The sequence below is a fragment of the Rhizobium sp. WYCCWR 11146 genome, assembly GCF_013591995.1.
In the GTDB taxonomy this organism is placed as follows: Bacteria; Pseudomonadota; Alphaproteobacteria; order Rhizobiales; family Rhizobiaceae; genus Rhizobium; species Rhizobium indicum.
Genome location: NZ_JACCEY010000011.1, coordinates 252,088 through 277,563, shown reverse-complemented (window position 1 = coordinate 277,563; position 25,476 = coordinate 252,088). Strand labels below are relative to the sequence as shown.

The window sequence follows — 25,476 nt, the reverse complement described above, 5'->3', positions numbered from 1 at the left end:
CGCCTCTTCAGACTTTTTGGATTTCCGCCCGGCCAAGCAGGCCATACGGTCGGAAAAACAGGAGAGTGATGAGCAATGCGAAGGCGAAGACGTCCTTGTAGTCGGTGCTGACATAGCCGGCGAACAGAGCCTCGGTCAGGCCGAGGACGATGCCGCCGAGTACGGCGCCGGGCAGCGAGCCGATCCCGCCGAGAACCGCGGCCGTGAAGGCCTTGATGCCCATGACAAAGCCGATGAAAAAGTTGAAGGAGCCGTAGTTGAAGGTAACGAGCGTGCCGCCGACGGCGGCAGTGGCCGCGCCCATGACGAACACCGCCGAAATGATCCGGTCGGTATTGACCCCGAGTATCGCGGAGATCCGGATATTCTGCTGGGTGGCGCGGCATTCGCGGCCGATCCTGGTGTAGTTGATCACATAGGTCAGCACGCCCATGGCGATCAGCGACGCGAACAGGATCACCGTCTGCATGTAGGTGATCTGCGCGAAGTGGGTATCGTTTCCGATGCGAAACGCCCCCTGGATGAGCGTCGGCACACCCTGGTCGCGTGCGCCCTGGGCGATCTGGACGTAGCTCTGCAGCATCAGCGAGATGCCGATGGCCGATATCAGCGGAGCAAGCTTGGTCGAGCCGCGAAGCGGACGATAGGCGACGCGCTCGATCACCCAGCCATAGACGGCGGTGATCGCGCAGCTGATCACCAGCACTGATATCAGGGCGAAGGGAACCGACTGAACACCGAAATAACCGAGAGCGGCAAGCGTGATGGCGGCGATATAGGCCGATACCATATAGACGTCGCCATGGGCGAAGTTGATCATCCGGATGACGCCGTAGACCATGGTGTATCCAACCGCGATCAGGCCGTAGATCGTCCCCAGCGTGATGCCATTGAACAATTGTTGAACCAGGATGTAAAAGTCCATGGTGAACCCCTCTTATGGTTTTCGGGGATGGATAAGCCGGCCGAACCTAAAGCGCGTCGCGATCTTTCAGAGTCTCTGGTCGCGCTTTAGGTCCTTAGTTTTCCGCATGTCGTTACCGCAAAACCGCTGCACAGTTTTCCGTGACAAGCTTCAGGTCCGGCCGGCTCGGGCAAAATGCCTTACTTCACCAAGACAGGGGTTCCCTTGTCGTCGAAGTTGTAGAAGACGAACTTGAAGTCCTTGATGTCGCCCTTGGCGTCCCAGGTGATCTTGCCGATGGCGGAATCGACGGTGTTGTTGCGAAGATAGTCGGCCTGGGCCTTCAACTCGTCGCCGGCCTTCAGCGCGGCAATGACGGCCTGCGCATTGGCATAGCCATAGAGCACGTAGTTGGCCGGCGTGATGTTGGCTTTCTTCAGCGAGTTCTGGACGCCCTGCGTCGAGGGATCGGCCAGCGGATCGGGCGTTGCCGAATAATAGACGTTCTTCAGGTTTTGCGCGCCGCCGGCTGCCGCGATGAGTTCCGTCTGGGCGAAGGCGTCGCCGCTGACGACGACCACGTCGACACCCTGCTCCTTCAGCTGGCGGATCAGCGGACCGCCTTCGGGGATGAGGCCGCCGAAGTAAACGGCGTTGGCGCCGGAGCTCTTGATCTTGGTGACGAGCGCGTTGAAGTCGCGTTCGCCGCGGGTCAGGCCCTCGTACATCACAGGCTTGATTCCGCGCGCTTCGATCGTCTTCTTGACGGCGTCCACCAGGCCTTGGCCATAGGTGTCCTTGTCGTGAATGAGCGCGATCTTGTCCCGCTTCAGCGTATCCAGAATGAAGCTGCCGGCAACGACGGCCTGCTGGTCGTCACGGCCGCAGCCACGGAACAGATTGTCGAAACCGCGATCGGTGACGGTCGGATTGGTCGAGGACGGCGTCATTTCGAGGATGCCGGCATCATTGTAGATTTCGGAAGCGGGAATCGTGTTGGACGAGCAGAAATGCCCGATCACGGCCTGGACCTTGTCCTGGTCGACGAAACGATTGGCGACGGAAACGGCTTGCTTCGGTTCGCAGGCGTCGTCCCCCTTCACCAGTTCAATCTTCTTGCCATTGATGCCGCCCGACGCATTGACGTCGGTGACGTAGGCGGACACGCCGCTGAACACCTGCTCGCCGAAGGTCGCATTGGCGCCGGTATAGGGGCCGGCGACGCCGATCTTGATCGTGTCGGCCGCCAAAGCGTTGGAAAACAGCAAGGCGGAGGCGACGGCGGTGGCGCTAAGAAGTGTCGAGATGGATTTCATGTGTTTTTCCCTCTGGTTGAAGCCATTCGATTTTTAGTCATTCTCGACGCGGTTTAAGTCCGCGTTCATGCTTCGTCGTTCGGCGAAGCTATTATTTTTGCTGTGTAATTCGTTCTCGTTGAAAACACTAAGAAGAGCGGGTTTCGAGATTTTCGATCCTTTTCTTAATTGACACTTATATGATAAGTGACATATACGAAGATCGTCAAGCGGAAATGTTGCGACATCGCTTGCAACAGTGAAGAATGGCAGGATCGATGATCGCGCAAGCGCGGTCTCAAAGGTTAAGAAAGCGGGGAACAAGACGGTGAGCAGCACGCCACGAAACTGCCGGGTGGGCGTCGATATCGGCGGCACCTTTACGGATATCGCTCTCGACCTCGATGGGACGCTTCACTCGACGAAGATCCTGACGGACTATACGGCGCCGGAGCGGGCAATCCTGAAGGGTGTGAAGACCGTCGCAGACATGGCGGGCATCGCTCTTTCAGAGATCGGCATCCTCATCCATGGCACGACGCTTGCCACCAACGCGCTCATCGAGCGGCGCGGCGCCAAGACCGCCTTCGTGACGACGGAAGGTTTTCGCGACGTGCTTGAAATGCGCACCGAGAACCGTTTCGAGCAATATGATCTCAATATTTCCCTGCCGCCGGCTCTCATCGCGCGCGCCGACCGCTTCGTCGTGCGTGAGCGTATCGATGCGGCGGGCAAGGTTCTGCTTGATCTCGACGAGGCTTCGGTCGCAGCCGTCGTCGAGAAGGTCGTGGCAGGCGGTTATGGGAGTGTCGCAATCGGCTTCATCCATGCCTATGCCAACGGCGCGCACGAAGTCGCCGTCCGCGACGCGATCCTGAAGCGCCTTCCTGGCCTCTCCGTTTCGATCTCGTCGGAGGTTTCTCCGCAGATGCGCGAATTCGAGCGCTTCAATACGGTCTGCGCCAATGCCTACGTCAAGCCGGCGATCAAATCCTATCTCGACCGTCTCGTCGTGTCGCTGAAGGATATCGGAGTCGGCTGCCCGGTTTTCATGATCCACTCCGGCGGTGGGATCGTGTCGGTCGAGAGCGCCTCCGAGTTTCCGGTGCGCCTGGTCGAATCCGGTCCGGCCGGCGGCGCGATCTTCGCGGCCGACATCGCCCGCCAATACGGTCTCGACACGGTTCTCTCCTTCGACATGGGCGGAACCACCGCCAAGATCTGCCTGATCGAAAACCAGGTGCCGATGACGGCCAAGACGTTCGAGGTCGCGCGCACCTATCGATTCCGCAAGGGATCCGGCATGCCGATTTCCATCCCTGTTGTCGAGATGGTCGAAATCGGCGCGGGCGGTGGTTCGATCGCTTCGGTCGACGCAATGCGTCAGATCCGCGTAGGGCCGCATTCGGCAGCCTCCGAGCCGGGCCCGGCATGTTATCAGCGCGGCGGCAAGAACCCCACCGTCACCGATGCGGACCTGATCCTCGGCAAGCTCGATCCCGCCAATTTCGCCGGCGGCGCGATCCCGCTTTCCGTCGAGGCGAGCCGCCAGGCGATGAGCGACGATATCGGTTCGGTCATCGGCCTCGACCCGGAGGCTTCCGCTTACGGCACGTGCGAAATGGTCGACGAGAACATGGCCAATGCCGGCCGCGTTCACACCGTCGAGAACGGCAAGAATATTTCCGATTTCACCATGATCACCTTCGGTGGCGCGGGACCGCTGCATGCCGCACGGCTCTGTGAAAAGATGGGAATCTCGACCTTCCTCGTTCCGCCGGGTGCCGGCGTCGGTTCCGCGATCGGTTTCCTCAAGGCGCCATTCGGCTATGAGTCCGTCCGCAGCGCCGTCTTCAAGCTGTCGAATTTCGAATATGCGGAGGCCAACCGCCTCCTGGAAGCGATGAAGGCCGAAGCGCTTGGCTTCGTCGAAGGCGGGCTCGACGCAGGCTCCCCGGTGATCGAACGCACGCTCTTCATGCGCTATGCCGGGCAGGGCTGGGATATTCCGGTCCCGCTTGCCGACGACAATTTCGACGCCGCGAGTGCTGAGACGATCGCGGCCTTGTTCGAAAGGGAATATGAGCGCTTCTTCGGCCGCGCCATCGAGGGTCTCGATATCGAGATTGTCAGCTGGTCGGTCAAGGCGAGTTCGCCGCTGCCGCCGGTCGAGCGCATCGCCTCCATCGCCGAAGGCAATGTCGTGCAGCCGGGCAAGACCCGCCGCCTGTTCGAGGCTTCGCAAGGCGCCTATCTCGAAGCCGGCATTCACGAGCGTACCGGTTTGAAGCCCGGCGACGTGATCAAGGGTCCTGCGGTCATCGTCGAGCGTGAGACCTCAGCCGTTCTCACCTCTTTCTTCAAGGCCATCGTTCAGCGCGACGGCAGCCTTCTCGCAACCCGGATCTGAGGATAGTCACATGAACCAATCCATGATCGATATCCATATGCAGGTCATGTGGAACCGGCTGATCTCCGTCGTCGAGGAGCAGGCGCAGACCCTGATCCGCACGGCCTTCTCCACCTCGGTGCGCGAGGCGGGCGATCTGTCGGCCGGCGTCTTCGACCTGGAAGGCCGCATGCTGGCGCAGGCGGTCACCGGCACGCCCGGCCACGTCAACGCCATGGCGGAATCCGTCGCGCATTTCATTCGCGACATTGGGCCGGACAATATCTTCGAAGGCGACGTCTACATCACCAATGACCCGTGGAAGGGGACGGGCCACCTGCACGACATCACCGTCGTCACGCCCTCCTTCCATCACGGCAAGCTGGTCGGTTATTTCGCCTCGACCGCGCATGTCGTCGATGTCGGCGGTCGCGGTTTCGGCCCGGATGCCCGCGAAGTCTATGAAGAGGGCATCTTCATTCCGATCATGAAGTTCTTCGAGCGCGGCGAGCTGAACCGCACGCTGATCCATATCGTCCGAAACAATGTTCGCGAAAACGACAAGGTTGTCGGTGACTTCTATGCGCTTGCCGCCTGCAACGAAACGGGCCAGCGCCGGCTGGTCGACATGCTGACGGAATTCAATCTCCCTGATCTTTCAACGATCGGCGGCTTCATCCTCAAGCATAGCCGCGAGGCAACGCTGGAGCGGCTGAAAAACCTTCCGCATGGCTCCTGGAACTATAGCCTCGACCTCGACGGCTATGACGAGCCGGTGCATCTCGCCGCCAAGCTGAGCATCGGCCCCGATGGCGTCGTGGTCGATTTCGACGGCACCTCAGGCATGAGCAAGTTCGGCATCAATGTGCCGCTCGTCTATGCCAAGGCCTATGCCTGCTACGGCATCAAATGCGTCGTGGCGCCGGAAATTCCAAACAATGCGGCCTCGCTTGAGCCCTTCGAGGTGGTGGCGCCGGAAGGCTGCATCCTCAATGCCAAACGGCCGGCGCCGGTCGCCGTCCGCCACGTTCTCGGCCATTTCGTCCCGGATCTCGTGCTGGGCGCGCTGCATCAGGCGCTTCCAGGCCAGGTCCCGGCTGAGGGTGCGAGCGCGCTCTGGAACCTGCATATGAGCGTGCGCCCCGTCTCCGATCAGATCGGCGGCAAGGGCGCGGAAATCCTGATGTTCAATTCCGGCGGCACCGGCGCCCGCGCCACTCTCGACGGCTTGAACGCCACTGCCTTTCCGAGCGGCGTGCACACGATGCCGATCGAGGCGACGGAGAATGTCGGTCCCGTCATCATCTGGCGCAAGGAATTGCGCGAGGGGTCCGGAGGGGCCGGCGCGCAGCGCGGCGGTCTCGGCCAGATGATCGAGATCGAAGCGGCCGAGGGCTTCAGCTTCCGCTTCTCCGCCATGTTCGACAGGCTTGGCCACCCCGCGCGTGGCCGCGAAGGCGGACTGAGCGGCACGGCCGGCGCAGTTGCGCTCGACGACGGTACGGTTCTCAAGGGCAAGGGGCTGCAATTCGTGCCGGAAGGCCGGCGCCTGGTTCTGTCGCTTCCGGGCGGCGGCGGTTACGGCGATCCGGCACACCGCCCGGCTGACGCGATCGAGCACGATCTGAAACATGGATACATCACAGAAGAACAGGCTGAAGCCTACGGCAGGAGCCGGACCAAGGGAGGCGAGGCATGAATATGATTGCATTCGAAAGTACACGCGTTGCGACGATCAAGTCCTCACCGTCCATGGCGGTATCGGTCGCCGCCAAGGCGATGCGGGCCAAAGGAGAGCATGTCGTCGACCTTTCGCTCGGCGAGCCTGATTTCGAGACGCCGGATCATATCGTTCAGGCGGCGATCGAGGCCATGCGCAAGGGGCTTACCCGCTATACTGCGCCGGACGGCCTGGTGGAGCTGCGCGAAGCGATCGTCGCCAAGTTCAAACGTGAGAACGGCCTCGACTACGCCATGGATGAGATCTCCATCGGCAACGGCGCCAAGCAGATACTCTTCAATGCATTTCTGGCCACGCTGGAGCCCGGCGACGAAGTGGTCGTGCCGGCGCCTTACTGGGTCTCCTATACCGACATCGTCATCCTGCATGGCGGCATTCCCAAAACCGTGTCTTGCGGTGTCGAGGACGCCTTCAAGATCACAGCCGAGCGGCTGGAAGCAGCCATCACGCCGAAGACGCGTTGGTTCCTGTTCAATTCTCCCTCGAACCCGACGGGGGCGATCTATACGGCGGACGAACTGAAAGCGCTTGGCGCGGTGCTGGCTCGCCACCCCCACGTGGCGATCATGTCGGATGAGATCTACGAACATATCGTCTGCGGCGACGTGCCCTTCACGTCGTTCGTCGTCGCGTGCCCGGAGCTGAAGGACCGCACGCTCATCATCAACGGCGTATCCAAGGCCTATGCCATGACAGGATGGCGCCTCGGCTATGCGGCCGGTCCGCGGGAACTGACCCGGGCCTTGAACAAGCTTCAGTCCCAGAGCACGACCTGCCCGTCCTCCATCACCCAGTTTGCGGCCGCCGCAGCGCTCAACGGTCCCCAGGACTTCGTCAGGACGGCGGTTGCCGAATACAAGGCGCGCGGCGAACTGGTCGCAAGGGGCTTCAGCGCGATACCCGATCTCGATGTGCGAGCTCCGGAAGGGGCCTTCTACCTCTTTCCGAAATGCGCCCACTATATCGGCAAGACGGCGCCCGACGGCGCCAGGATTTCCAACGATACGGAACTGGCCTCCTATCTCCTCAGGGAAGGCAAGGTCGCAACCGTTCCCGGCGCCGCTTTCGGTGTCGAACCCTATATTCGCCTTTCCTTCGCGACATCGCGTGACAATCTTGCCATTGCCATCGAGCGCACCGCCGATGCACTGGCCAAACTTCGCTAAAGGGAAAATTCGATGACTGATTATCAGCGTACGCTTCTGACTGGCGCGGCCGGCGCTCTGGGAACCCAGCTGCGCAAGTCAGGAACAAGGCTTGGCAAGATCGTCAGGCTGTCTGCACGCAGGCCCTGCGAGAACGTCAAGCCACACGAGGAAGATGTTCCGGCGGACCTTTCCGACTTCGACGCCGTTTCGAAAGCCGTGGAGGGTTGCGACGCCATCATTCATATGGGCGGTCAGGGGCTGGAAGCCCCCTGGAACACCATCCTCAACGCCAACATCGTCGGCAGCTACAACATCTATGAGGCGGCCAGGCAGCATGGCGTCAAGCGCATCGTCTATGCCAGCTCCGTTCACGCCATCGGTTTTTACGAGCGCACCGAGACGATCGACGGCGACGTTCCGACCCGCCCCGACAGTCTCTACGGCGTGTCGAAGACCTTCGTCGAAAACCTCGGCAGTTACTATTTCGACAAGTTCGGGATCGAGACCGTGAGCCTGCGCATCGGCTCGTCCTTCCCGGAGCCGACGGACCGGCGCCACCTCATCACCTGGCTTTCCTATCGCGATTGCCGCCAGCTCGTTGAAAAGAGCCTGTCGGCCGAACGCGTCGGCTTCATGGTCGCCTATGGCATGTCCAACAACAGCCGGGCGTTCTGGGACAACCGCACGGCGGCATCGCTTGGATACAAGCCGGAAGACAGCGCCGACGACTACGCGGACAAGGTCTTCGGCAAGACGAAACAGGGCGATCCCAACGATCCGGCGGTGCGCTTCCAGGGCGGCAGCTTTGCCGCCGCCGGCCACTATGAAGACGAGAAAAAGTGAGACGCCCTGATGCAAGCTTCCAAGTCATCCTATGACGTGGTGATCGTCGGTGGAGCAGTGGTCGGCAGTTCGACGGCATATTTTCTGGCGACCAATCCCGACTTCAACGGATCGGTCCTGGTGATCGAGAAGGACTGGACCTATCAGCGTTCGGCGACGGCGCTGTCTTCCAGCTCTATCCGTCATCAGTTCTCGAATGCGATCAATGTCAAAGTCTCGCAGTTTGGGACGGAGTTCATCCGCAACTTCAAGGAAAATGTCGCCGTCGATGACGACACGGCGGAGATCGGCTTTCATGAGGCCGGTTATCTGTTCCTCGCCGAGGACGATCGCGGCGATCAGGTTCTCCGGCGCAATCACGAAACCCAGATCTCGTGCGGCGCGGAAGTCACGCTGCTCGATCCTGATGGTCTCGGCCGGCGGTTTCCCTGGCTGAACCTCGAAGGACTGACACTCGGCAGCACCGGCGAGCGGGGCGAGGGCTGGTTCGACAGTGTCGGTCTGCTGCAGGGCTTTCGCAAGAAAGCGCGCGCGCTCGGCGTCGAATACATCGAAGACGAAGTTGTTGCCGTCAATAGAGAGGGAGACCGCATCGTTTCCGTGTCGACGAAGAGCGGCCAGACGATCGCCTGCGGCACGATGGTCAATACATCAGGCACCAACGGCAAGAAAATCGCTGGGATGGCCGGGCTCGACGTTCCCGTGGAGCCGCGCCGACGCTCGCTGTTCGTCGTCGATTGCCGCACGCCTCTGGAAGGAAAAGTGGGCCTGACGATCGATCCTACCGGCGTCTTCTTCCGGCCCGAGGGCAAGTTCTACCTGATGGGCACCTATCCCAAACATGACCCTGAGGTAGACCCCAACGATTTCGATGTCATGCACGACGAATTCGATGAGGAAATCTGGCCGATCATGGCGAACCGGGTTCCGGCCTTCGAGGCAATCAAGGTCGTCAACTCCTGGGCCGGCCACTATGACTATTGCACCCTCGATCACAATGTCGTCCTCGGACCGCATACCGAGGTCGGCAATTTCCTATTCGCAAACGGCTTCTCGGGGCACGGTCTCCAGCAGTCGCCGGCGATGGGACGGGGTCTCTCGGAACTGATTACCTATGGCGGCTTCAAGACCCTTGATCTTTCGCCATTCAGCTACGAGCGGGTAGTAGCACAGCGCCCCTTCCTCGAAGACGCCGTCATTTAACGAATAGCAGAGGGGCTCCCCGATGAAAAACGAAACATCCAAGCGCAGCGGCGGCCAGGTGCTCGTCGATGCCTTGCGCATCCATGGTGTCGAGCGCGTGTTCGGCGTGCCGGGCGAAAGCTATCTCGCTGCCCTCGACGCCCTTCACGACGTGGAAGACGCCATCGAATTCATCGTCTGTCGGCAGGAAGGCGGCGCCGCCTACATGGCGGAAGCCTACGGCAAGATGACCGGCAAACCCGGCATCTGCTTCGTGACCCGCGGGCCGGGCGCGACGAACGCGTCCGTGGGCGTGCATACGGCCTTCCAGGATTCGACGCCGATGATCCTGTTCATCGGGCAGGTGGCGCGTGATCAGATGGAGCGCGAGGCGTTCCAGGAGATCGATTATCGCCGCATGTTCGGCCAGATGGCAAAGTGGGTCGTCGAGATCGAGGATGCTGCCCGCATCCCTGAGCTCATCAGCCAGGCATTCCACCGAGCCGTCAACGGCCGGCCGGGACCGGTGGTCGTCGCTCTTCCGGAAGACATGCTGACCGATATGGTCGATGTTGCCGACACCCCGCCTTACAAGAGGGTTGAGGGCTTTGCCGGTCCGCAGCAATTCGAGGAATTGCTCGGCCTTCTCGCCGAGGCGAAGCGCCCGATGGTCGTCGTCGGCGGCGGCGGCTGGACCCAGCAGGCCGTTGCCGACCTGAAGGCGTTTTCGGAAGCCTTCGGCCTGCCGATCGCTGCCTCCTTCCGCTGCCAGGATCTGTTCGACAATACGCACGAAAACTATGCCGGCGATCTCGGCCTTGCGGCAGGGTCGAAGCTGATCCGCCATATGAAGGATTGCGATCTGCTGATCTCCATCGGCGCCCGTCTCGGCGAGATGACGACAGGCGCCTATACGCTGATCGACATTCCGGTTCCGAAGCAGTTGCTCGTTCACATCCATCCGGGCGCGGAGGAACTGGGGCGCGTTTATCACGCGCGATTGCCGATCAATGCCAGCGTCGCTGGTTTCCTGTCGCAGGCGGCAAAGCTGAAGCCATTAGCTGCCCCGGTATGGAAGGATTGGACCAGGACGGCCCATGCCGACTACCTCGAAAACCTCGATCATCCCATGGTGCCGGGTCCGGTGCAGATGGGCGATATCATGGAATGGCTGCGCGGCCATCTCAAACCGGATGCCATCCTGACCACCGGCGCCGGCAATTATTCCGCCTGGGCGCATCGCTTCTATCAGTATCGCACCTTTCGCACCCAGCTCGGACCGACGAACGGTTCCATGGGCTACGGCGTGCCGGCGGCGATCGCTGCCAAGATCACCGATCCCGCGCGCACGGTCGTTGCCTTCGCCGGCGACGGATGTTTCCTGATGAACGGTCAGGAACTCGCAACCGCCATGCAGTATGACGCTCGCGTCATCTTTCTCGTCATCAACAACGGCATGTATGGCACGATCCGCATGCATCAGGAGCGTGAGTATCCCGGCCGCGTCTCCGGCACCCGCCTGACGAATCCGGATTTTGCCTCGCTGGCGCGATCTTATGGCCTCCACGGTGAGACGGTGGAAAAGACCGAGGATTTCGCCGGCGCCTTCGAACGCTGCGAGTTATCCGGCAAGCCGGGTCTCATCGAAATCCGAATCGACCCGGAGGCGCTGACGCCGAAAATGAGCCTGACGCAAATTCGCGACCAGGCAATCGCCCAGGGAAAGTGATCGCAGGCAAAGGCGCCGCCTCAAAAAGCCGGCGGCGCCTCAGCAGACCAGCTTTAATTGAAGTCGCTTGAGGGGCGTGAAAAAGGGCGAGATAGGAGCGCAGGATGTGTCGCAGCAGGCGGACCATCCTTTCCCTCCCCCTGACTCAATCCTCGGTTTCGCTGCTCGTCGGCTCATTGAGCATCGTGCGGTAACGATGGAGGCTTTCCTCCAGATGGACGATCAGCGCGGCCTTCGCAGCCTTGGCATCACCCTGGGTGATGGCGGCCAGGATAGCGGCATGTTCCTTGTTGATTTTCTTCAGGTAGGTGCTGTAGCCGCGCGCCGATTGGCGATGCTTGAGCACGAGGTCGAAATTGATGCTCTCTATCACCGCTTCCAGAAAACTCGGGAAGTGGGGATTGCGGGTGGCGCGGGCGATCGCGAGATGGAATTCGAAATCGGCGCGTGCCTCGACCTCGGCATCCTCAGTCACCAGGTTTTCGAGGTTGTCGTAGGCGCGGGCAATTTCAGCCAGCGCCTCCGGCGTGCGCCTCGACGCGGCAAGGGCGACGGATTGGATCTCAACGCCGAGCCGCAATTCCAGGATCTGCATCGCGGAACGAATATCCTCGATGCGGCTGATTTCGAAATTGAGGGTCTTTGCGTCCTTGTCGCTCACATAGACGCCGGCACCCTGTCGCGTCGTGACCCTTCCGCCCACCTTAAGAGAGGTGAGCGCCTCGCGAATGACGGTTCGGGACACGCCGAACTCTTCGCACAGCTGGGCGCTTGACGGAATTTTCTCGCCGGGAGCATAAAGGCCGGAGTCGATCCGTTCCATCAGCTTCGCAACGACGATTTCCGCAAGATTGCCTCGTTGCGTGATGATTGACACTGGTTTGCTCCGATTTTCACGATAAAATTTAGCACATATCACATATCATGCCACGTCTGATTGCGGAACGTCGGCTTTTTCAGACATTATCTTATCGATCACCTGAAAGGGATGCGGGATGCGCTTGTTGTCGATTTCCTTCACCTGCGAGCGGCATGAATATCCGGTGGCCATGAGACTGTCGGTGTCGCCGGCGGCATCGATCTCCCGCTTCCAACTCATCGCATAGAGGCGCTCGGAGATCGGCCGATTGCGGGCCTCGTGGCCAAAGGTGCCGGCCATTCCGCAGCACCCCGTTTCTGCTGCCTGAAGGTCGATGCCGAGGCTTCCGAATACGCTTTTCCATTGTGCGATGGAGGCGGGCGCATTGGTGCGTTCGGTGCAATGGGCCATCAACCGGAAGCTCCTGCCTTTGCTGGCGGAGGGGGAAGCGGCGAGCCTGTCGAGCTTGGCGATCAGCCATTCCTGCGGAAGGAGAATGGTTGCCTGCAGCCTCCCTTTGTATTCGCTGCGAAAGGCGAGCGTCATCGACGGATCGAGCCCGACCAGCGCCACGCCTGTATCATCCAGCCGTTGCAGATAGCGCGCGGTCCGCTCGGCCGCAGCCTCAAAGCGTCCGAGATAGCCATGCACGTGCAGGGCTTTGCCATTGACATGCGACGCCGCGAGGAAGGGCGATAGCCCCATTTTCCGCGCGAGTCCAATTGCGGCGAGGGCGACCTCAGGATCGAAATAGGCGGTAAACGCATCGGCGACAAAGATGACGCTCTGCTCCCTCTCACGTGGCGACAAGGCCTCGATTTGCGGAAGGGTCGCAAGCGGCACGCCAAGGCCGGCGGCTTCCTTCGCCAGAGAGATCCGCGGCAGGCGAGGCAGGGACGTCAGGCCGGCAACGCGCATCATCATCCTGCCGGCTCGCGTGCCGACGACCAGGTTGTAGGCAGGTCGTATCCGGTGGACCAGCGGCAGGGTGGTCTCGATGGCTGCGACCAGCGGATCCTTCAGCGGACGCAGGTAGCGTCCGTAGTAAAGCTCCAGGAATTTGGAGCGGAAAGCCGGGACGCTGACTTTCACCGGACATTGTCCCGAGCAGGCCTTGCACGCCAGGCAGGTGTCCATTGAAGCGCGGACCTCGTGGGAAAAGTCGTCGCGATTTTGAGGATTCAGCGAGTTGAAAACGCGCCGAGCGAAGCGCGCGAGCGGAACGCTCTGCCGCAGGCGTTTTGCCTCCTGGCGAGGATCGATGCCTTTCTCGGCAAGCAGCCTCAGCCATTCCCGCATCAGAGCGGCGCGGCCTTTGGGCGAAAAACGCCGGTCGCGTGTCGCCTTGTAGGAGGGGCACATCGGGCTCGTTTCGTCGAAATCGAAACAGGCGCCGTTGCCGTTGCAATAGGCGGCGTTGTCGAAGGCTGCGCGGATCTCGTTGCCGATGATACGGTCGGTATCTCCCCGCAGCGGAACCTCGTCGATCTTCAGCAGCGCTTGGCCGGAAGGAGTTGCGATCTTGCCCGGATTGAGGCGGTTTTCCGGATCGAAAGCCCGTTTGATCTCCTGCAGGCTGGGATAGAGATCGCCGAAGAATTCCGGCACATATTCGGAACGTACCCCCTTGCCGTGCTCCCCCCAGAGCACGCCGCCATATCTGCGCGTCAGCGCCACCACGCCATCGCTGACCTCCCGGACCAGCCGGACATGGTCATTGCGGGTGAGGTCGAGGGCAGGCCGCACGTGCAGGACGCCGGCATCGACATGGCCGAACATGCCGTAGGAAAGGCCCGCGCCATCAAGCAATGCGCGGAACTCGCGGATATAGGCCGCGAGGTTTTCCGGCGGCACGGCGGTATCCTCGACGAAGGCGACGGGCCTGACCGGCCCGTCCACATTGCCGAGCAGGCCGACCGCCCGTTTGCGCATCGACCAGATCGCCTCGACGTCGGTATGGCTCCGCGCGATCGTATAACCCAGGTGACGGGCATCTGCGCCCGTGTCGAGAGCGGCGATCACTTCGGCCAGTTTGCGGTCGAGTTCGGCTTCATCGTCGGCGAGCACTTCAGCGATATTGATGCCGTTTGTGGTTCCGCCTGCATCGTCAGGGAAAAAGCGGGCAATGCCCGTCCAGACGATGTCGCCCCTGGCGAGGCCTAGAACTTTTTCATCGACCGTTTCCACCGAGGCGACATTCAGCGCGACAAGCGTGCGGGCATCCTCCAATGCCGTGTTGAAGTCCCCGTAACGAATGTTGATCAGCGCCGCATGGGCTGGAATCGGTAGAAGGTTAAGTTCCGCTTCGGCGATCATCGCCAGCGTTCCCTCCGAGCCGCAGAGAATGGCATTGAGGTCAAAGCGTCCGTCGCTGCGCCGGATGTGAGCGAGATCGTAACCGGTCATATAGCGATTGAGTTTCGGAAAAATCTCGGCGATCCGGTCGCGTTTTTCACGCGCGATTCGGTCGACCGTCCTGTGGATCTCACCGACGCTGTCCTCACGCGCGACGATCTCTTCGAGCGCCGCTTCATCGAGCGGGCGCGACCACCAGTCGGTTCCATCCGCGAGCACGATGCGCAATCCCAGCACATGGTTGCTGGTCTTGCCGTAGAGGCATGAACCCTGGCCGCAGGCATCGGTGGAGACCATGCCGCCGATGGTAGCGCGATTGGAGGTGGAGAGTTCAGGCGCAAAAAACAGGCCGTAGGGCTTCAACGCTTGGTTCAGCTGATCCTTGACCACGCCCGCCTGGACCCGAGCAATTCTCCTGATCGGGTCGATTTCGAGAATGGAATTCATATGTCGCGAACAGTCGACGACGATGCCTGAGGTGAGGGATTGACCGTTCGTGCCGGTTCCGCCGCCGCGCGGCGCGACGGTGATCCCCAGAAAAGCCGGCTCCGACAGCACGGCCGCCGTAATCTGCAGGTCTTCGACGCCTCTGGGGAAAAGGATACCGGCCGGCTCGACCTGATAAATGGAATTGTCGGTCGAAAAAACGGTCCGGCTCGCCGCGCCGCTTTCGATGTCGCCACCGAACCCCGCCTCGATGAGCCGCTGGAAGAATCCCGCAGCGGGAAGGGGGATTGAACCGTTCGGCCGGAGGCGTGGAATCATGTCGAGACCTTCAGAATGCACTTGAGCTTTATCGAAGTTGGCATATAAGTGATAACATACAATGCCAGCGGTGCAACGCAAAACACTGAGGTGGAACTTTGAAGAACCAGACCGCAATCATCGTCGGCGGCGCTTCCGGGCTCGGATTGACGACGGCCAAACTGATGATCTCGCATGGGGCGACCAGGATCGGGCTCATCGATCGTGATGAGCAGTTGCTTGCCTCTTCGGCCGAGGCGCTTGCCGCGCTCGGCGCCGAGGTCGCAACCGCGGTTGCTGACATTTCCCGGGCGGAAACGGCTCATCGCGGGTTCAACGAGATCGCCGGCAAGCTCGGTCGGGTCCACGTGCTCGTCAACAGCGCTGCCATCTATCCGAGACGCCCTATCCTCGAGATCACCGACGAGGAATGGGACCTCGAAAATGCGATCAACGTGAAGGGTACCTATCATATGATGGTGGCCGCCGTTCTTCATATGCGCCAGCACGTGAACGCGCCTGCGGTTACCGGGCGGATCGTCAACGTGACCTCGGTCGATGCTTTCAAGGCCCATCCCCAGAATGCGCATTATGCCGCAACCAAGGCGGCTGTCGTCAGCCTGACGAAATCCTTTGCCCAGGAATGCGCCAAGGACCAGATCCTTGTCAATTCCGTCGCTCCTGCCGGCTTCGCCACGGATCGCGCCAAGGAGCTGGGATTCCTTCCGGAACTGGCCAAGGCCAGCGCGCTTGGCCGCGCGGCCGAGCCGGTCGAAATGGCGGAGTGGATCGTCATGATGGCATCGAGCCGCAACACCTATGCCACCGGCGAAAACGTCGTCGTCAGCGGAGGCTATATCTATGTCTGAGCCGCTGCCCTATCGGGTCGCCGTGGTCACCGGTGCGACGAGCGGCATCGGCCGCGCCACCGTCGGCAAACTACGCGAGATGGGGCTGACGGTTTATGCCGTTGGCCGAAACGCCGAGGCTCTTGAGGAACTCGCGCGGGAAAGCGGGGCGAAGCCGGTCCGTGCCGATGTACGCGATACCGCGGAAATCGTCAGGCAGCTTCACGGAACAGACGTCGATATCCTGATCAACAATGCCGGCATTCTCTCGACACGGGCGACATTCAACGAGATCGAACCGTCCGAGATCGATGCCATGATCGACATCAATCTCAAGGCGCCGATGCATCTGACCCGCGCATTCCTGCCTGCTATGGTCGAGCGAAAGCGCGGCCACCTGATCTATATCGGTTCGAGCGGCGGTCAGGCGCCCTATCCGAACATGGCCGCCTACGGCCCGTCGAAGGCCGGGCTCAGCCTGTTTTGCGACAATTTGCGCTGCGACCTGCTCGGGACCTCGGTTCGTGTGACGGAGGTGGTGCCGGGCCGCGTCCAGACGGAGCTTTATCGAACCGCAATGGCGGGCAACCAGGCGCGGACCCTGCTCTATGACGGCTACCGTCCGATACAGCCCTCTCACATCGCCTCGATCATCTCGAATGCCATCGAGCTTCCCGTCTTCGTCGACGTCGCCAGGATAGAGGTCTTCCCGACGGACCAGGCGACCGGTGGCGGCACCATGGTCAAATTCCCGGAGCAGTAGGCGGGCGCTCGCTCGTTTCGAAGAGGCCGCGGGTCGCCTCGACCATTGACTGCAGGTGATCGGGGTCGCGCACGCCCTGCCGGTAAAGCTCGATGATGATGCTCGCCATTCGTTCGGCTTCGTCGCTGTTCCTTACCACCCCGTAATCGGTGCTCAGCCTGTCGAAGACGCGCTGGCAGGTTTCAAGATCGCGGGAGTCCAGCGGCACCTGCGATCGGTTTCTGATCGTTTGAACCATCTCTATTCCCTCAGATAAGGCCCGCCCAGCGAGGCCGGCGGGCCGGCAAACGCCTTAGAAGTCCATGCCGGGGCCGGCGGGCATTGGCGGCGGCGCGTCCTTCTTGGGCTTGTCGGCGATCATGGCTTCCGTCGTGACGAGAAGACCGGCGATGGAGGCCGCATCCTGCAGCGCGGTGCGAACCACCTTGGCCGGATCGATGACTCCCTGTGCATAGAGGTCGCCATATTCGCCCGTCTGCGCGTTCCAGCCGTAGGAGAACTCGCTTTTCTCGCGCAGCTTGCCGACGATGACCGAGCCTTCCGCGCCAGCGTTTTCGGCGATCTGGCGAGCCGGAGCCTCGACCGCGCGGCGAACGATGTCGACACCGACGCGCTGGTCGCCATTGGCTGTCTTGAGGTTGTCGAGCGCCTTGACGGCGCGCAGCAGCGCCACGCCGCCGCCCGGCAGAATGCCTTCCTCGACCGCCGCGCGGGTTGCATGAAGCGCGTCGTCGACGCGGTCCTTCTTTTCCTTCACTTCGACTTCCGTCGAGCCGCCGACGCGGATGACGGCAACGCCGCCGGCGAGCTTGGCAAGACGTTCCTGCAGCTTCTCGCGGTCGTAGTCCGAAGTGGTTTCTTCGATCTGGGCCTTGATCTGGGCCACACGGCCTTCGATGTCGGACTTGGCGCCTGACCCATCGACGATTGTGGTGTTTTCCTTCTCGATCGAGACTTTCTTGGCACGGCCGAGCATGTCGAGCGTGACGGATTCGAGCTTGATGCCGAGATCTTCAGAGATGACGGTGCCGGCGGTCAGGATGGCGATGTCTTCGAGCATGGCCTTGCGGCGGTCGCCGAAGCCGGGCGCCTTGACGGCGGCGATCTTGAGGCCGCCACGCAGCTTGTTGACGACGAGCGTTGCGAGGGCTTCGCCTTCGACGTCTTCAGCGATGATAAGCAGTGGCTTGCTGGATTGGACGACGGCTTCGAGAACCGGCAGCATCGACTGCAGGTTCGAGAGCTTCTTCTCGTGGATGAGGATATAAGGTTCTTCGAACTCGACCCGCATCTTGTCGGCATTGGTGACGAAGTAGGGGCTGAGATAGCCGCGATCGAACTGCATGCCTTCGACGACTTCGAGTTCGGTTTCTGCGGTCTTGGCTTCTTCGACAGTGATGACGCCATCATTGCCGACCTTTTCCATCGCTTCCGCCAAAAAACGACCGATTTCGGCATCGCCATTGGCGGAGATCGTGCCGACCTGGGCGATTTCGGAATTGTTGGAGATCTTGCGGGCGTTGGCCTTCAGTTCCGCGACGATGGCGGCGACCGCAAGATCGATGCCGCGTTTCAGGTCCATCGGGTTCATGCCCGAAGTAACCGCCTTGGCGCCCTCCTTGACGATCGCCTGGGCCAGCACCGTTGCCGTCGTGGTGCCGTCGCCGGCGACGTCGCTGGTCTTCGAAGCAACTTCGCGGACCATCTGGGCGCCCATGTTTTCGAACTTGTCTTCGAGTTCGATTTCCTTGGCGACCGAAACGCCGTCCTTGGTGATGCGCGGCGCGCCGAAAGATCTTTCGATAACGACGTTGCGGCCTTTCGGGCCGAGGGTCGCCTTCACCGCGTTGGCCAAAATGTCGACGCCACGCAGCATCTTCTCGCGGGCTTCGGTGCTGAATTTGATTTCTTTAGCAGCCATGTCCTCACTCCTTCATAGGCAGCCAGAGCAGTTCCAGGAAAAGTGCAACGCGGTTTTCCGTTCGGAACTGCGTCAGAAATAAGAGGTTGGAGCGGTTTTGCGTTTCCATGAAAAGCTGAAGCGCTCCAGCGTCGACTGATGTCCGCAGGGATCTCAGGCGGCCTGCTTCTTTTCGCCCTGCGGCTCGATGATGCCCATCACGTCGCTTTCCTTCATGATCAGCAGGTCTTCGCCATTGATCTTGATCTCGGTGCCGGACCATTTGCCGAACAGGATGCGATCGCCGGGCTTGAGGTCGAGCGCCTGGATCTGGCCGGCTTCGTTGCGCGCGCCGGGGCCGACGGCGATCACTTCGCCTTCCTGCGGTTTTTCCTTAGCGGTGTCGGGAATGATGATGCCGCCCTTGGTCTTTTCCTCTGAATCGACCCGGCGGACGAGAATGCGGTCATGAAGCGGTCGGAACGACATGTCTTCCTCCATCGACAAACAGTGATGACGTTTGTTTCCCTGGCCGGACCGGATGACCAATCCGGGCGGGTGCTCGCGCGCGAGCCTTGCGACAATGATTTGGTTCGATGGTTTTGCAATTCAAGAGGTGATGGAAGAGAAATTGGCACTACCTGCTCGTGAGTGCTAACGCCCGGCAGGGAACAGAAAATCGCCTCCCGCGTTCGAATAACGAAGGCGACGGCGTGGTGCCGGAGGCGAGTTCGAGCAGGATTGAGGCTTGAATCCGGATTTCGGCATTCCCAACTCTTTGATGATCGAGGCTTGCTTGAGCTCGGTCATCGTCCCACGTCTTTTTGGAGTGAGTGACATGGAAGAGAAGACCAATATCATCAAAGACCTCAGTATCGAGGAACGCGAGGAAATCCTCGTCGATATCGCTCGTACACTGGAGGACACGGCGCGTGAGGCTTTTGTCGAAGGCAACACGCACTTTGCCGCACTCTCCAACAACATGGCCGAAGCGATCCGCGGCAACGCCGATGAGCTCGCCCGTGACGATCCGGAAAATGCCGAGCTCGTATTGCAGCAGGCAACGGCGATGATCTCGCAATTCGAAGCCGTGCACCCCTATCGGATGGTGAGTATGGCCGTCCATTGAGCGCAGGCTGTGTGGCTCCGCCTCGACCGCCCGCTCAAATCAATCGCCACCCATGCGGAACTCTCACTGCTTGCGAAGGTTATTGGATCACAACATCGAAAGGTGATCCATGACGACTTTCAAATCCAGCGTGCCGCCCGAGAGTGGCACCGACGACGCGCGGTCCGCCGATACCGAACGGGCCGAGACCGATCGCAAAAGGGCATTGGAAACAGCCCAACGCAACGCGAGCTCGGCATCAGATCGCGATAGCGGCACCGATACCGAAACCCCAAGCCTGAAGGTTGCAAAGGAATATCTCAGCCTCGGCGGCCACCGCCGATCCATGATCGACGACAATATCACCGATGTTCGCCAATGGGACGAGGATCCGCCGGAAGCCGAACGGTTCTGGAAGGAGCGGGTGGAGACGCTTCCAAAGGATCGACGCAAACAGGTGGAGGATTTCCTTCCAACCATCAACACGCCCTGATAGGCGGCTGGCCGCTCTTCGGACGGCCCATTCAATTGCGCTTGGAGGAGATCATGGCTATAGACAAGCACGAGCAGATACGCCAGCGCGCCTACGAAATCTGGGAGGCCGAGGGGCGTCCTGATGGCGCCGACCAGCGCCATTGGCTGCAAGCCTGCGACGAACTGGCCGGCGAGGATGAGCATGAGACGCTGCAGGACCTGCTCGATGAAGACGACAGGGATGATGCGGCACTGCTTCAAGGCGCCGGTGAAAGCGGCGATTTCGATCGGCCAGGAACGAGGCCCGTTCAGGTCGCCAGGGCGCCGGTGCCTGACATCGAGATGACGACGGGCGAAAAGCCTTTCCGACGGAAAGTCAAGAAGACCGAAGGGCCGTGATCGCCATGCAGCATCTCGACCATGCCATCCAGATCGCTCTTACGGCCCATGAAGGTAAGGCGGACAAAACCGGCCGGCCGTTCTTCGAGCACTGCCAGCGGGTAGCACTCCTGGTTTCCGGTGACGAAACGCGAACGGTCGCCTACCTTCATGACGTCGTCGAGAAGGGCAGCGGCTGGACGCTCGACAGGCTGAAGGAAGAAGGCTTTCCGCCGGCGATCATCTCGGCGGTGAATGCTCTGACACGGCGGCCGGACGAGCCGGATGACGACTTCGTCAGACGTGCGGCATCAAACCCGCTGGCCTTGCCCGTCAAACGGGCCGATCTCGAAGACAATCTCCGGCAGGCCGAACAGACGGGCAAAAAAACGGAAAAATACCAGCGCGGCCTGGATCTCCTGCATGACATCAGGAACGGACAATAGAGCCTCGGGTGGATTTGCCAATTAGGTTACAACTGCCTGCTCCGTCGGCGGTCGGCGCGAGCCCGTGCACAACCACGCTTCCATGTCATGTCCCGGGAGCGACCGTAACCTGCTCTCCGCTGCGGCGGAGGCTTCTGGCCCCTATTTCATGTTTTGTTGGTAAACCACACCGTCGGCGCGCCGAGCACGCCTCCCGTGCGCATCGCCGTCTTCAGCTCGTCCAGCTTGCTGAACGACTGAGCCGCTTCCAGCGTGGCAAATTCGTGGGTCACGGTAATATCATTCGGATTGTCGACGGCTCGATAAACGGCTTGCGCCGTCACCCCATTGGCCTTCTGCACTGGCGAAAAGGCATCATATATTTTGCGCCAGGCGGCGTAGTCGGAGACCTCGTGCCTCACGAATAATGTCGTCATATCATCCTCCCGCGTTGCATTTCCGGGTTTGGTCGAGACACACGTTATGATTGAACGAGGAACACCATGGTCTCGGGCAAGACGCCGTCACTCGCCATCGCATCGGCCGCAGCTTTGGTCTGCATGAAGGCCATCAACTTATCTATGTCTGCAACGTCCATGACCAAGCCGACGCGGTTAGACGTCTGAGGGTCTGTAAACGTGCGAATGTTCGTGACGCCAACGGGTTCCAATACCTGTTTGCGGATGGGTGAGGCGAGCCAGTGCTTCGTGTCTTTGACGTCGTGGCAGATCATTATGGTGGGCATTGCGTCCTCCTCTCAAGATTTCGGAAACTGAAAGCTGAGTATGCTGCTGCGCTTTGCCGGATTTCATTACAGCAATGTTACGAAGAGTGGGTTTTTCTTATTCATTAGTTGAAGATGTAAATATAATTATTGAGTAATTCGAAAATATTATGCGGCGGCGGCGTTGAGCGCGCATTGGTTTTTTTAGAATAGCTTTGGTGACGGTTCCGGAGTCAGCGAGCGTCATTGGCGCTAAGATATGATCGTGATGCCCGCACGGCGCCCGTAGTCCCGCAGTTCGAGAAGGAGATCGGCGTCCGCACCGGCGTCAATGGATTGAACGACGTCGAGCCGGTCCTCTGCCAAGCGATCCTCGAACAGGATGATACATTGCTCGGGGTCGCACTGGCGGGACGTCCAGATCAACCCGTCGACGTCGGCGCGCGCCCAATGAATGGCTTCGGCCCATAGGACGGTCTCTCCATAGGTCGACTTCGGCGTTTCGATGAGATCCGTTCGACTGAGTTTCCAGGCCTTCAAATCGGGTGCGAAAAGGCTTGCCAGCCGCAGATCACGCTTTGGCGCGATGACGCTCACCGTCCGCGCTTCGACGACGGCAAGCCGGACGGTCTTGAAAGCGGCGGTGGGTTCGATGTCGTGAAAGATCGACTCGAAGGCGGCCGCCTCTCTGCTCGTTGCGGCATAGAGCGTGGCGACACAATTGCCCTGCGCGTCGTTGAACGGAGCAAAGCGGGTCGGCTGTCCCTGGCAGGGATTGAATTGTCCTGCCCGGAACGATGACAGATGGCTTCGATGAAGCGCCGTACCTGCCTTGATCGTCCGGATGTTGATCGTTGGAAAAGGCGACGGCGGACTTGGCAGAGGAGGGTGGCTCACCCAGCGACCTCTTGCCGCTCGTGGGTTGCGGCAGCCGTCACCGCGTCCATATCGTCAAGCACATCCATGGGCGCCTTGTCGTCCAGCCAGCCGTTCGTTGAAACGAACCAGAATGCGCGCTGCCATGGAGACAGGTTCTCCGGAAGAGCCGCAAGCGCCTTCTTGATTGCAGGATGCGGCCGTCCGTCCCGGAGCTGAAACGCCGGAAAATATTCGGTGCCGCGATGATATACCGAGAAAATGTCGCCGGCTTTCTTCCAGCGCGCTGCGGTCGCGTACAGGTTTCGCGCGCTTGAGCCGGCGCGGTTTCCGACCTCCGCGCTGGTGAGCTGCGGCACCTCAGCGATGAAGCGATCCCTGAGCTCCAGATTGTCCGCTGCGAGCACGCCGCGCGCCTCGCCAAGCTCATCAGGCAGGATAACGTCCGCGAGCTTGTTGATCGCGTCTTCCAGCCGGCTTTCCTCCAGCGAACCGCTGACGCGGACCATCGTCTGGAAGAAGGTCTTGACGGATCTGCGATGTCCTTCCGGGAGATCGGGTTTCAAGCGGATGATCACGGAATCCCCGACCGCAACATTTGCCATCGCCCTGGCGAGCTTCGCGAGTTCGGGGTCCGCGTTCTCAGGAAAAGCAGATCGATCGACGGCGAACTTCGTCAGGGTCTGCAGGAAGGCATCCGCGAAGGCGTCACGCAGAGCGTTTTCATCCGAGGTCCGTTCTGGAGCAACGCCTTTGCGCCGGCGGCCAGCCAATGGCACGGTTCGTCCCTCGTTGGCGGACGACCGGTCAATCATGAGAAATTCGGAAAAGAGAGCTTCGGTCATTTCGGCCACGTGAGATTGGTGATGAACATCTCAATATCACTTAAGTCATGCAAAGTCGATTGCAATGGGCGTCTGCAATCCGAAAGCCCGTACACCTCCGTCGTCCCCTGTTCTTCCAACCTCAGGTTACAGCTGAAGGTCGAATGCCGGCACCCGGGTACCTTTCTCGCGGAAGAGCCGCTCTACCTCGTCGAGGTGAGGACAGGTTGGCGGATTATCGAGCGCTTTTACCCAGTTCTCACGGCTGGGCAGAGCCATCGCGGCGGTTACGAGCACGGTGGTTCCGGGGCCGATTTCGCCGCGTAGCTGCGGCAGTAGGGTCTTGGCGTGGATGAGATTGGTGTTCGGGATCGGGCTCATCGCATGGCCGGCCCTCCGATCGGGCGACAGATCGACGATCGCGCTGATGTCAGTCTGTCCGTACCAGACGGCCCGGCCATCGCCTGCATCGGAGCGATCCGCATTGAAATCCGCGCGTTCGATCGCAAAGCCGCCCTCGATGGTCATCAGGGCGCGTGGTGTGGCGATGCGGTGAATGCGGATGTGCCATGGGCTTTCGGGAAGCAGCCAGGTTTCGACCGTGACATCGCTCCAGGGGCGCCAGCGCGAATAGAGCAGGTCGCCAGCGATCAACGCCTCTTCGAGAGTTTCCCGCATGCGGAAATGGACGCCGTCATCGGAGAGGCCGAGCATGCCGTCGAAGCTTGCGGCGGAGAAATTCCGATCGTCGGCTTCGATGTTGAAGGCGTAGCGGGTGGAATAGACGAATTTCGAATATTTCTCGTTTGCGCCGAGCATCTTGTCGTGCTGCTGCCCTGAGGAGAGCACGACCACGTTGCCCGGCGTGTGCATGGCGACCATTCCCGCCGGCTTCAGCGCAACCGGCTCCGGAAATTCCGGCTGCGGCGCCTCCTCGGCAGCCCAGAACGGATGATCCCCTGCAAGGGCGAGCGGCAGGAAGAATTTCAGCGCCCAATAGGGCGAACCGGGCGAGTTGTAGCTCTCGCTCATGAAGAGGTTCGGATAGCCGTAGCCGACCGAAAGAACGCCGTCGCGATCGGCAATCGGCATCGCCGACCACCAGCGGATATGTCGCATGTAATAGCCCTTGATCTCCGCCCAGGGCAGCGCTTCGACGCCGGCAAAGGCAAGCGCGCCCCAAAAGCCGCCCGCTGCAAAGCGGTAGGTCTGGCTGCGGCCGAAGGCAAGGGCTGCGCCATCGGGGCCGAACCAGTGGCGGATATCCCTGGCGAAGATCTCGGCACGATCGCGGAAACGAACCTTGCGCGCCTCGTCGCCTTTGGCGAGCACCGCATAGATCAGGCCGTAGAAATGCATGGCGAAGGGAATGTAATGATCGACCCGCCGGACCGGCCCGTCGCGATACCAGCCTTCTCCGAGGTCGAAAGCCTCCACTTCGTCGAGATAGGCGAGGGTTTTCCGGTGATCGAACGCCACGCTCACGCGTTCCAGCCCGAGATCGATGAGCACGCGGAAGAATTTCCAGTTGTTGTCGATGAATTCCAGCTCGCGCGCTCTGAGAAGATAGGCAGCGACCGTCTTCTTCTCGCTGTCCTCAAGCGGTTCCCAGATGTGCTCGGGCACGAGCGCCAAGGCGAAGCCGACGGCGGCGAGCTCGACCAGCCGCTGATTGCGGTCGGCAAGATCGCCCCAATATTCGGGATGAGCCGGATTGGTGCCGTTTGCCAGCCCGCGGCGATAGAGATCCCAGTGCGGAAACGCGCCGCCGCCGGCAACGAGCGGAACGATCCCCCAGAGCGGCCGCGCAAATCCCTCCAGATCCGCCGCCGCCCGATCGAAGATCGCGCCGGCCGCACCGAGGCGCACACGGGCGCCGCCCTCGGAAAAATACGGCAGCAGCGGCTCGAAGAGATCGATGACGGCCTTGGCGAGGTCGTCGCGTGTCTTCAAGGGATTGCCGAAAA

At 60.8% G+C, this 25,476-nt stretch carries 24 protein-coding genes; 12 read left to right on the top strand and 12 right to left on the bottom strand.

Annotation, left to right across the window (positions count from 1 at the left end; all coding sequences use genetic code 11):
• Positions 1 to 7: 7 nt before the first annotated feature.
• Both HX899_RS07825 and HX899_RS07820 read right to left on the bottom strand, forming a co-directional pair.
• On the bottom strand, positions 8 to 925 hold the full coding sequence (locus HX899_RS07825; protein WP_181292106.1) for an ABC transporter permease subunit: 918 nt from the start codon (positions 923 to 925) through the stop codon (positions 8 to 10).
• A gap of 179 nt (positions 926 to 1,104) precedes the next feature.
• Entirely contained in the window at positions 1,105 to 2,220 is a 1,116-nt protein-coding gene (locus HX899_RS07820) for an ABC transporter substrate-binding protein (protein WP_181292104.1), read from the bottom strand.
• A 307-nt stretch (positions 2,221 to 2,527) separates the two neighbouring features.
• Between HX899_RS07820 and HX899_RS07815 the strand changes: the two genes are divergently transcribed.
• Genes HX899_RS07815 through HX899_RS07790 form a run of 6 tightly spaced genes read left to right on the top strand, consistent with a single transcriptional unit; the run spans position 2,528 to position 11,231 of the window.
• Positions 2,528 to 4,609, top strand: a complete 2,082-nt coding sequence (locus HX899_RS07815) for a hydantoinase/oxoprolinase family protein (protein ID WP_181292102.1) — start codon at positions 2,528 to 2,530, stop codon at positions 4,607 to 4,609.
• A gap of 10 nt (positions 4,610 to 4,619) precedes the next feature.
• Positions 4,620 to 6,287 (top strand): hydantoinase B/oxoprolinase family protein, encoded by a 1,668-nt coding sequence (locus HX899_RS07810; RefSeq protein ID WP_171600517.1) that lies wholly within the window; start codon positions 4,620 to 4,622, stop codon positions 6,285 to 6,287.
• On the top strand, positions 6,284 to 7,495 hold the full coding sequence (locus tag HX899_RS07805; protein WP_171600516.1) for a pyridoxal phosphate-dependent aminotransferase: 1,212 nt from the start codon (positions 6,284 to 6,286) through the stop codon (positions 7,493 to 7,495). Before HX899_RS07810 ends, HX899_RS07805 begins: the two co-directional genes overlap by 4 nt.
• 12 nt (positions 7,496 to 7,507) lie before the next feature.
• Positions 7,508 to 8,320, top strand: a complete 813-nt coding sequence (locus HX899_RS07800; protein ID WP_181292100.1) for an NAD(P)-dependent oxidoreductase — start codon at positions 7,508 to 7,510, stop codon at positions 8,318 to 8,320.
• A 9-nt stretch (positions 8,321 to 8,329) separates the two neighbouring features.
• Positions 8,330 to 9,523, top strand: a complete 1,194-nt coding sequence (locus HX899_RS07795; RefSeq protein ID WP_181292098.1) for an FAD-binding oxidoreductase — start codon at positions 8,330 to 8,332, stop codon at positions 9,521 to 9,523.
• 22 nt (positions 9,524 to 9,545) lie between these two features.
• Positions 9,546 to 11,231 carry a thiamine pyrophosphate-binding protein gene (locus tag HX899_RS07790; RefSeq protein ID WP_181292096.1) on the top strand — a complete coding sequence of 562 codons (1,686 nt, stop codon included), beginning with the start codon at positions 9,546 to 9,548 and terminating at the stop codon, positions 11,229 to 11,231.
• Between the two features lie 145 nt (positions 11,232 to 11,376).
• On the opposite strand, the gene HX899_RS07785 is transcribed toward HX899_RS07790, so the two are convergent.
• A complete protein-coding gene (locus tag HX899_RS07785) occupies positions 11,377 to 12,108 on the bottom strand; it encodes a FadR/GntR family transcriptional regulator (protein ID WP_138388710.1) in 732 nt (243 codons plus the stop codon).
• Between the two features lie 45 nt (positions 12,109 to 12,153).
• Complete coding sequence (locus HX899_RS07780; protein ID WP_180196655.1) at positions 12,154 to 15,210, bottom strand: FAD-binding and (Fe-S)-binding domain-containing protein; 3,057 nt, start codon at positions 15,208 to 15,210, stop codon at positions 12,154 to 12,156.
• 98 nt (positions 15,211 to 15,308) lie between these two features.
• Here HX899_RS07780 and HX899_RS07775 point away from each other — a divergent pair, with 98 nt between their 5' ends.
• Positions 15,309 to 16,058 carry an SDR family NAD(P)-dependent oxidoreductase gene (locus HX899_RS07775; protein ID WP_181292094.1) on the top strand — a complete coding sequence of 250 codons (750 nt, stop codon included), beginning with the start codon at positions 15,309 to 15,311 and terminating at the stop codon, positions 16,056 to 16,058.
• Positions 16,051 to 16,800, top strand: a complete 750-nt coding sequence (locus tag HX899_RS07770; RefSeq protein WP_181292092.1) for an SDR family oxidoreductase — start codon at positions 16,051 to 16,053, stop codon at positions 16,798 to 16,800. Before HX899_RS07775 ends, HX899_RS07770 begins: the two co-directional genes overlap by 8 nt.
• Here HX899_RS07770 and HX899_RS07765 read toward each other — a convergent pair.
• The 3 genes from HX899_RS07765 to HX899_RS07755 all read right to left on the bottom strand — a co-directional run bounded on the left by HX899_RS07765 (position 16,781) and on the right by HX899_RS07755 (position 19,189).
• Positions 16,781 to 17,038, bottom strand: a complete 258-nt coding sequence (locus HX899_RS07765) for a hypothetical protein (protein WP_181292091.1) — start codon at positions 17,036 to 17,038, stop codon at positions 16,781 to 16,783. The genes HX899_RS07770 and HX899_RS07765 overlap by 20 nt on opposite strands.
• 54 nt (positions 17,039 to 17,092) lie before the next feature.
• Positions 17,093 to 18,721 carry a chaperonin GroEL gene (gene groL / locus HX899_RS07760; RefSeq protein WP_138388715.1) on the bottom strand — a complete coding sequence of 543 codons (1,629 nt, stop codon included), beginning with the start codon at positions 18,719 to 18,721 and terminating at the stop codon, positions 17,093 to 17,095.
• 153 nt (positions 18,722 to 18,874) lie between these two features.
• Positions 18,875 to 19,189, bottom strand: coding sequence for a co-chaperone GroES (locus HX899_RS07755; protein WP_181292089.1), 315 nt, complete (start codon positions 19,187 to 19,189; stop codon positions 18,875 to 18,877).
• 349 nt (positions 19,190 to 19,538) lie between these two features.
• Between HX899_RS07755 and HX899_RS07750 the strand changes: the two genes are divergently transcribed.
• The 4 genes from HX899_RS07750 (at position 19,539) to HX899_RS07735 (ending at position 21,106) form a co-directional block, all read left to right on the top strand.
• Entirely contained in the window at positions 19,539 to 19,829 is a 291-nt protein-coding gene (locus HX899_RS07750; RefSeq protein ID WP_181292087.1) for a hypothetical protein, read from the top strand.
• A gap of 109 nt (positions 19,830 to 19,938) precedes the next feature.
• Positions 19,939 to 20,301 carry a hypothetical protein gene (locus tag HX899_RS07745; RefSeq protein WP_181292085.1) on the top strand — a complete coding sequence of 121 codons (363 nt, stop codon included), beginning with the start codon at positions 19,939 to 19,941 and terminating at the stop codon, positions 20,299 to 20,301.
• Positions 20,302 to 20,354: 53 nt separating this feature from the next.
• Complete coding sequence (locus HX899_RS07740; RefSeq protein WP_181292083.1) at positions 20,355 to 20,681, top strand: DUF2934 domain-containing protein; 327 nt, start codon at positions 20,355 to 20,357, stop codon at positions 20,679 to 20,681.
• A 5-nt stretch (positions 20,682 to 20,686) separates the two neighbouring features.
• Positions 20,687 to 21,106 (top strand): HD domain-containing protein, encoded by a 420-nt coding sequence (locus tag HX899_RS07735; protein WP_181292212.1) that lies wholly within the window; start codon positions 20,687 to 20,689, stop codon positions 21,104 to 21,106.
• A gap of 146 nt (positions 21,107 to 21,252) precedes the next feature.
• Here the strand turns inward: HX899_RS07735 and HX899_RS07730 are convergent, their stop codons facing one another.
• The 5 genes from HX899_RS07730 to HX899_RS07710 all read right to left on the bottom strand — a co-directional run.
• Positions 21,253 to 21,522 carry a cyclase gene (locus HX899_RS07730; RefSeq protein ID WP_138388721.1) on the bottom strand — a complete coding sequence of 90 codons (270 nt, stop codon included), beginning with the start codon at positions 21,520 to 21,522 and terminating at the stop codon, positions 21,253 to 21,255.
• 44 nt (positions 21,523 to 21,566) lie between these two features.
• Positions 21,567 to 21,830, bottom strand: coding sequence for a hypothetical protein (locus HX899_RS07725; RefSeq protein ID WP_181292081.1), 264 nt, complete (start codon positions 21,828 to 21,830; stop codon positions 21,567 to 21,569).
• A 231-nt stretch (positions 21,831 to 22,061) separates the two neighbouring features.
• Positions 22,062 to 22,706, bottom strand: coding sequence for an RES family NAD+ phosphorylase (locus tag HX899_RS07720; protein ID WP_181292079.1), 645 nt, complete (start codon positions 22,704 to 22,706; stop codon positions 22,062 to 22,064).
• Positions 22,703 to 23,530, bottom strand: a complete 828-nt coding sequence (locus HX899_RS07715) for a hypothetical protein (protein WP_181292077.1) — start codon at positions 23,528 to 23,530, stop codon at positions 22,703 to 22,705. Before HX899_RS07715 ends, HX899_RS07720 begins: the two co-directional genes overlap by 4 nt.
• Positions 23,531 to 23,656: 126 nt before the next feature.
• Positions 23,657 to 25,476: DUF2264 domain-containing protein (locus tag HX899_RS07710; protein ID WP_181292075.1), on the bottom strand; the 1,820-nt coding region annotated here is incomplete at its 5' end.

What these genes read in the sequence shown, in the direction of transcription:
- HX899_RS07745 (WP_181292085.1), top strand. Translation starts at nt 19,939, where the DNA reads ATGACGACTTTCAAATCCAGCGTGCCGCCCGAGAGTGGCACCGACGAC.
- HX899_RS07735 (WP_181292212.1), top strand. Translation starts at nt 20,687, where the DNA reads ATGCAGCATCTCGACCATGCCATCCAGATCGCTCTTACGGCCCATGAA.
- HX899_RS07755 (WP_181292089.1), bottom strand. Translation starts at nt 19,189, where the DNA reads ATGTCGTTCCGACCGCTTCATGACCGCATTCTCGTCCGCCGGGTCGAT.
- HX899_RS07715 (WP_181292077.1), bottom strand. Translation starts at nt 23,530, where the DNA reads ATGACCGAAGCTCTCTTTTCCGAATTTCTCATGATTGACCGGTCGTCC.
- HX899_RS07795 (WP_181292098.1), top strand. Translation starts at nt 8,330, where the DNA reads ATGCAAGCTTCCAAGTCATCCTATGACGTGGTGATCGTCGGTGGAGCA.
- HX899_RS07780 (WP_180196655.1), bottom strand. Translation starts at nt 15,210, where the DNA reads ATGATTCCACGCCTCCGGCCGAACGGTTCAATCCCCCTTCCCGCTGCG.
- HX899_RS07800 (WP_181292100.1), top strand. Translation starts at nt 7,508, where the DNA reads ATGACTGATTATCAGCGTACGCTTCTGACTGGCGCGGCCGGCGCTCTG.
- HX899_RS07810 (WP_171600517.1), top strand. Translation starts at nt 4,620, where the DNA reads ATGAACCAATCCATGATCGATATCCATATGCAGGTCATGTGGAACCGG.
- HX899_RS07765 (WP_181292091.1), bottom strand. Translation starts at nt 17,038, where the DNA reads ATGGTTCAAACGATCAGAAACCGATCGCAGGTGCCGCTGGACTCCCGC.
- HX899_RS07725 (WP_181292081.1), bottom strand. Translation starts at nt 21,830, where the DNA reads ATGCCCACCATAATGATCTGCCACGACGTCAAAGACACGAAGCACTGG.
- HX899_RS07740 (WP_181292083.1), top strand. Translation starts at nt 20,355, where the DNA reads ATGGCTATAGACAAGCACGAGCAGATACGCCAGCGCGCCTACGAAATC.
- HX899_RS07730 (WP_138388721.1), bottom strand. Translation starts at nt 21,522, where the DNA reads ATGACGACATTATTCGTGAGGCACGAGGTCTCCGACTACGCCGCCTGG.
- HX899_RS07790 (WP_181292096.1), top strand. Translation starts at nt 9,546, where the DNA reads ATGAAAAACGAAACATCCAAGCGCAGCGGCGGCCAGGTGCTCGTCGAT.
- HX899_RS07770 (WP_181292092.1), top strand. Translation starts at nt 16,051, where the DNA reads ATGTCTGAGCCGCTGCCCTATCGGGTCGCCGTGGTCACCGGTGCGACG.
- HX899_RS07805 (WP_171600516.1), top strand. Translation starts at nt 6,284, where the DNA reads ATGAATATGATTGCATTCGAAAGTACACGCGTTGCGACGATCAAGTCC.
- HX899_RS07750 (WP_181292087.1), top strand. Translation starts at nt 19,539, where the DNA reads ATGGAAGAGAAGACCAATATCATCAAAGACCTCAGTATCGAGGAACGC.
- groL (WP_138388715.1), bottom strand. Translation starts at nt 18,721, where the DNA reads ATGGCTGCTAAAGAAATCAAATTCAGCACCGAAGCCCGCGAGAAGATG.
- HX899_RS07820 (WP_181292104.1), bottom strand. Translation starts at nt 2,220, where the DNA reads ATGAAATCCATCTCGACACTTCTTAGCGCCACCGCCGTCGCCTCCGCC.
- HX899_RS07825 (WP_181292106.1), bottom strand. Translation starts at nt 925, where the DNA reads ATGGACTTTTACATCCTGGTTCAACAATTGTTCAATGGCATCACGCTG.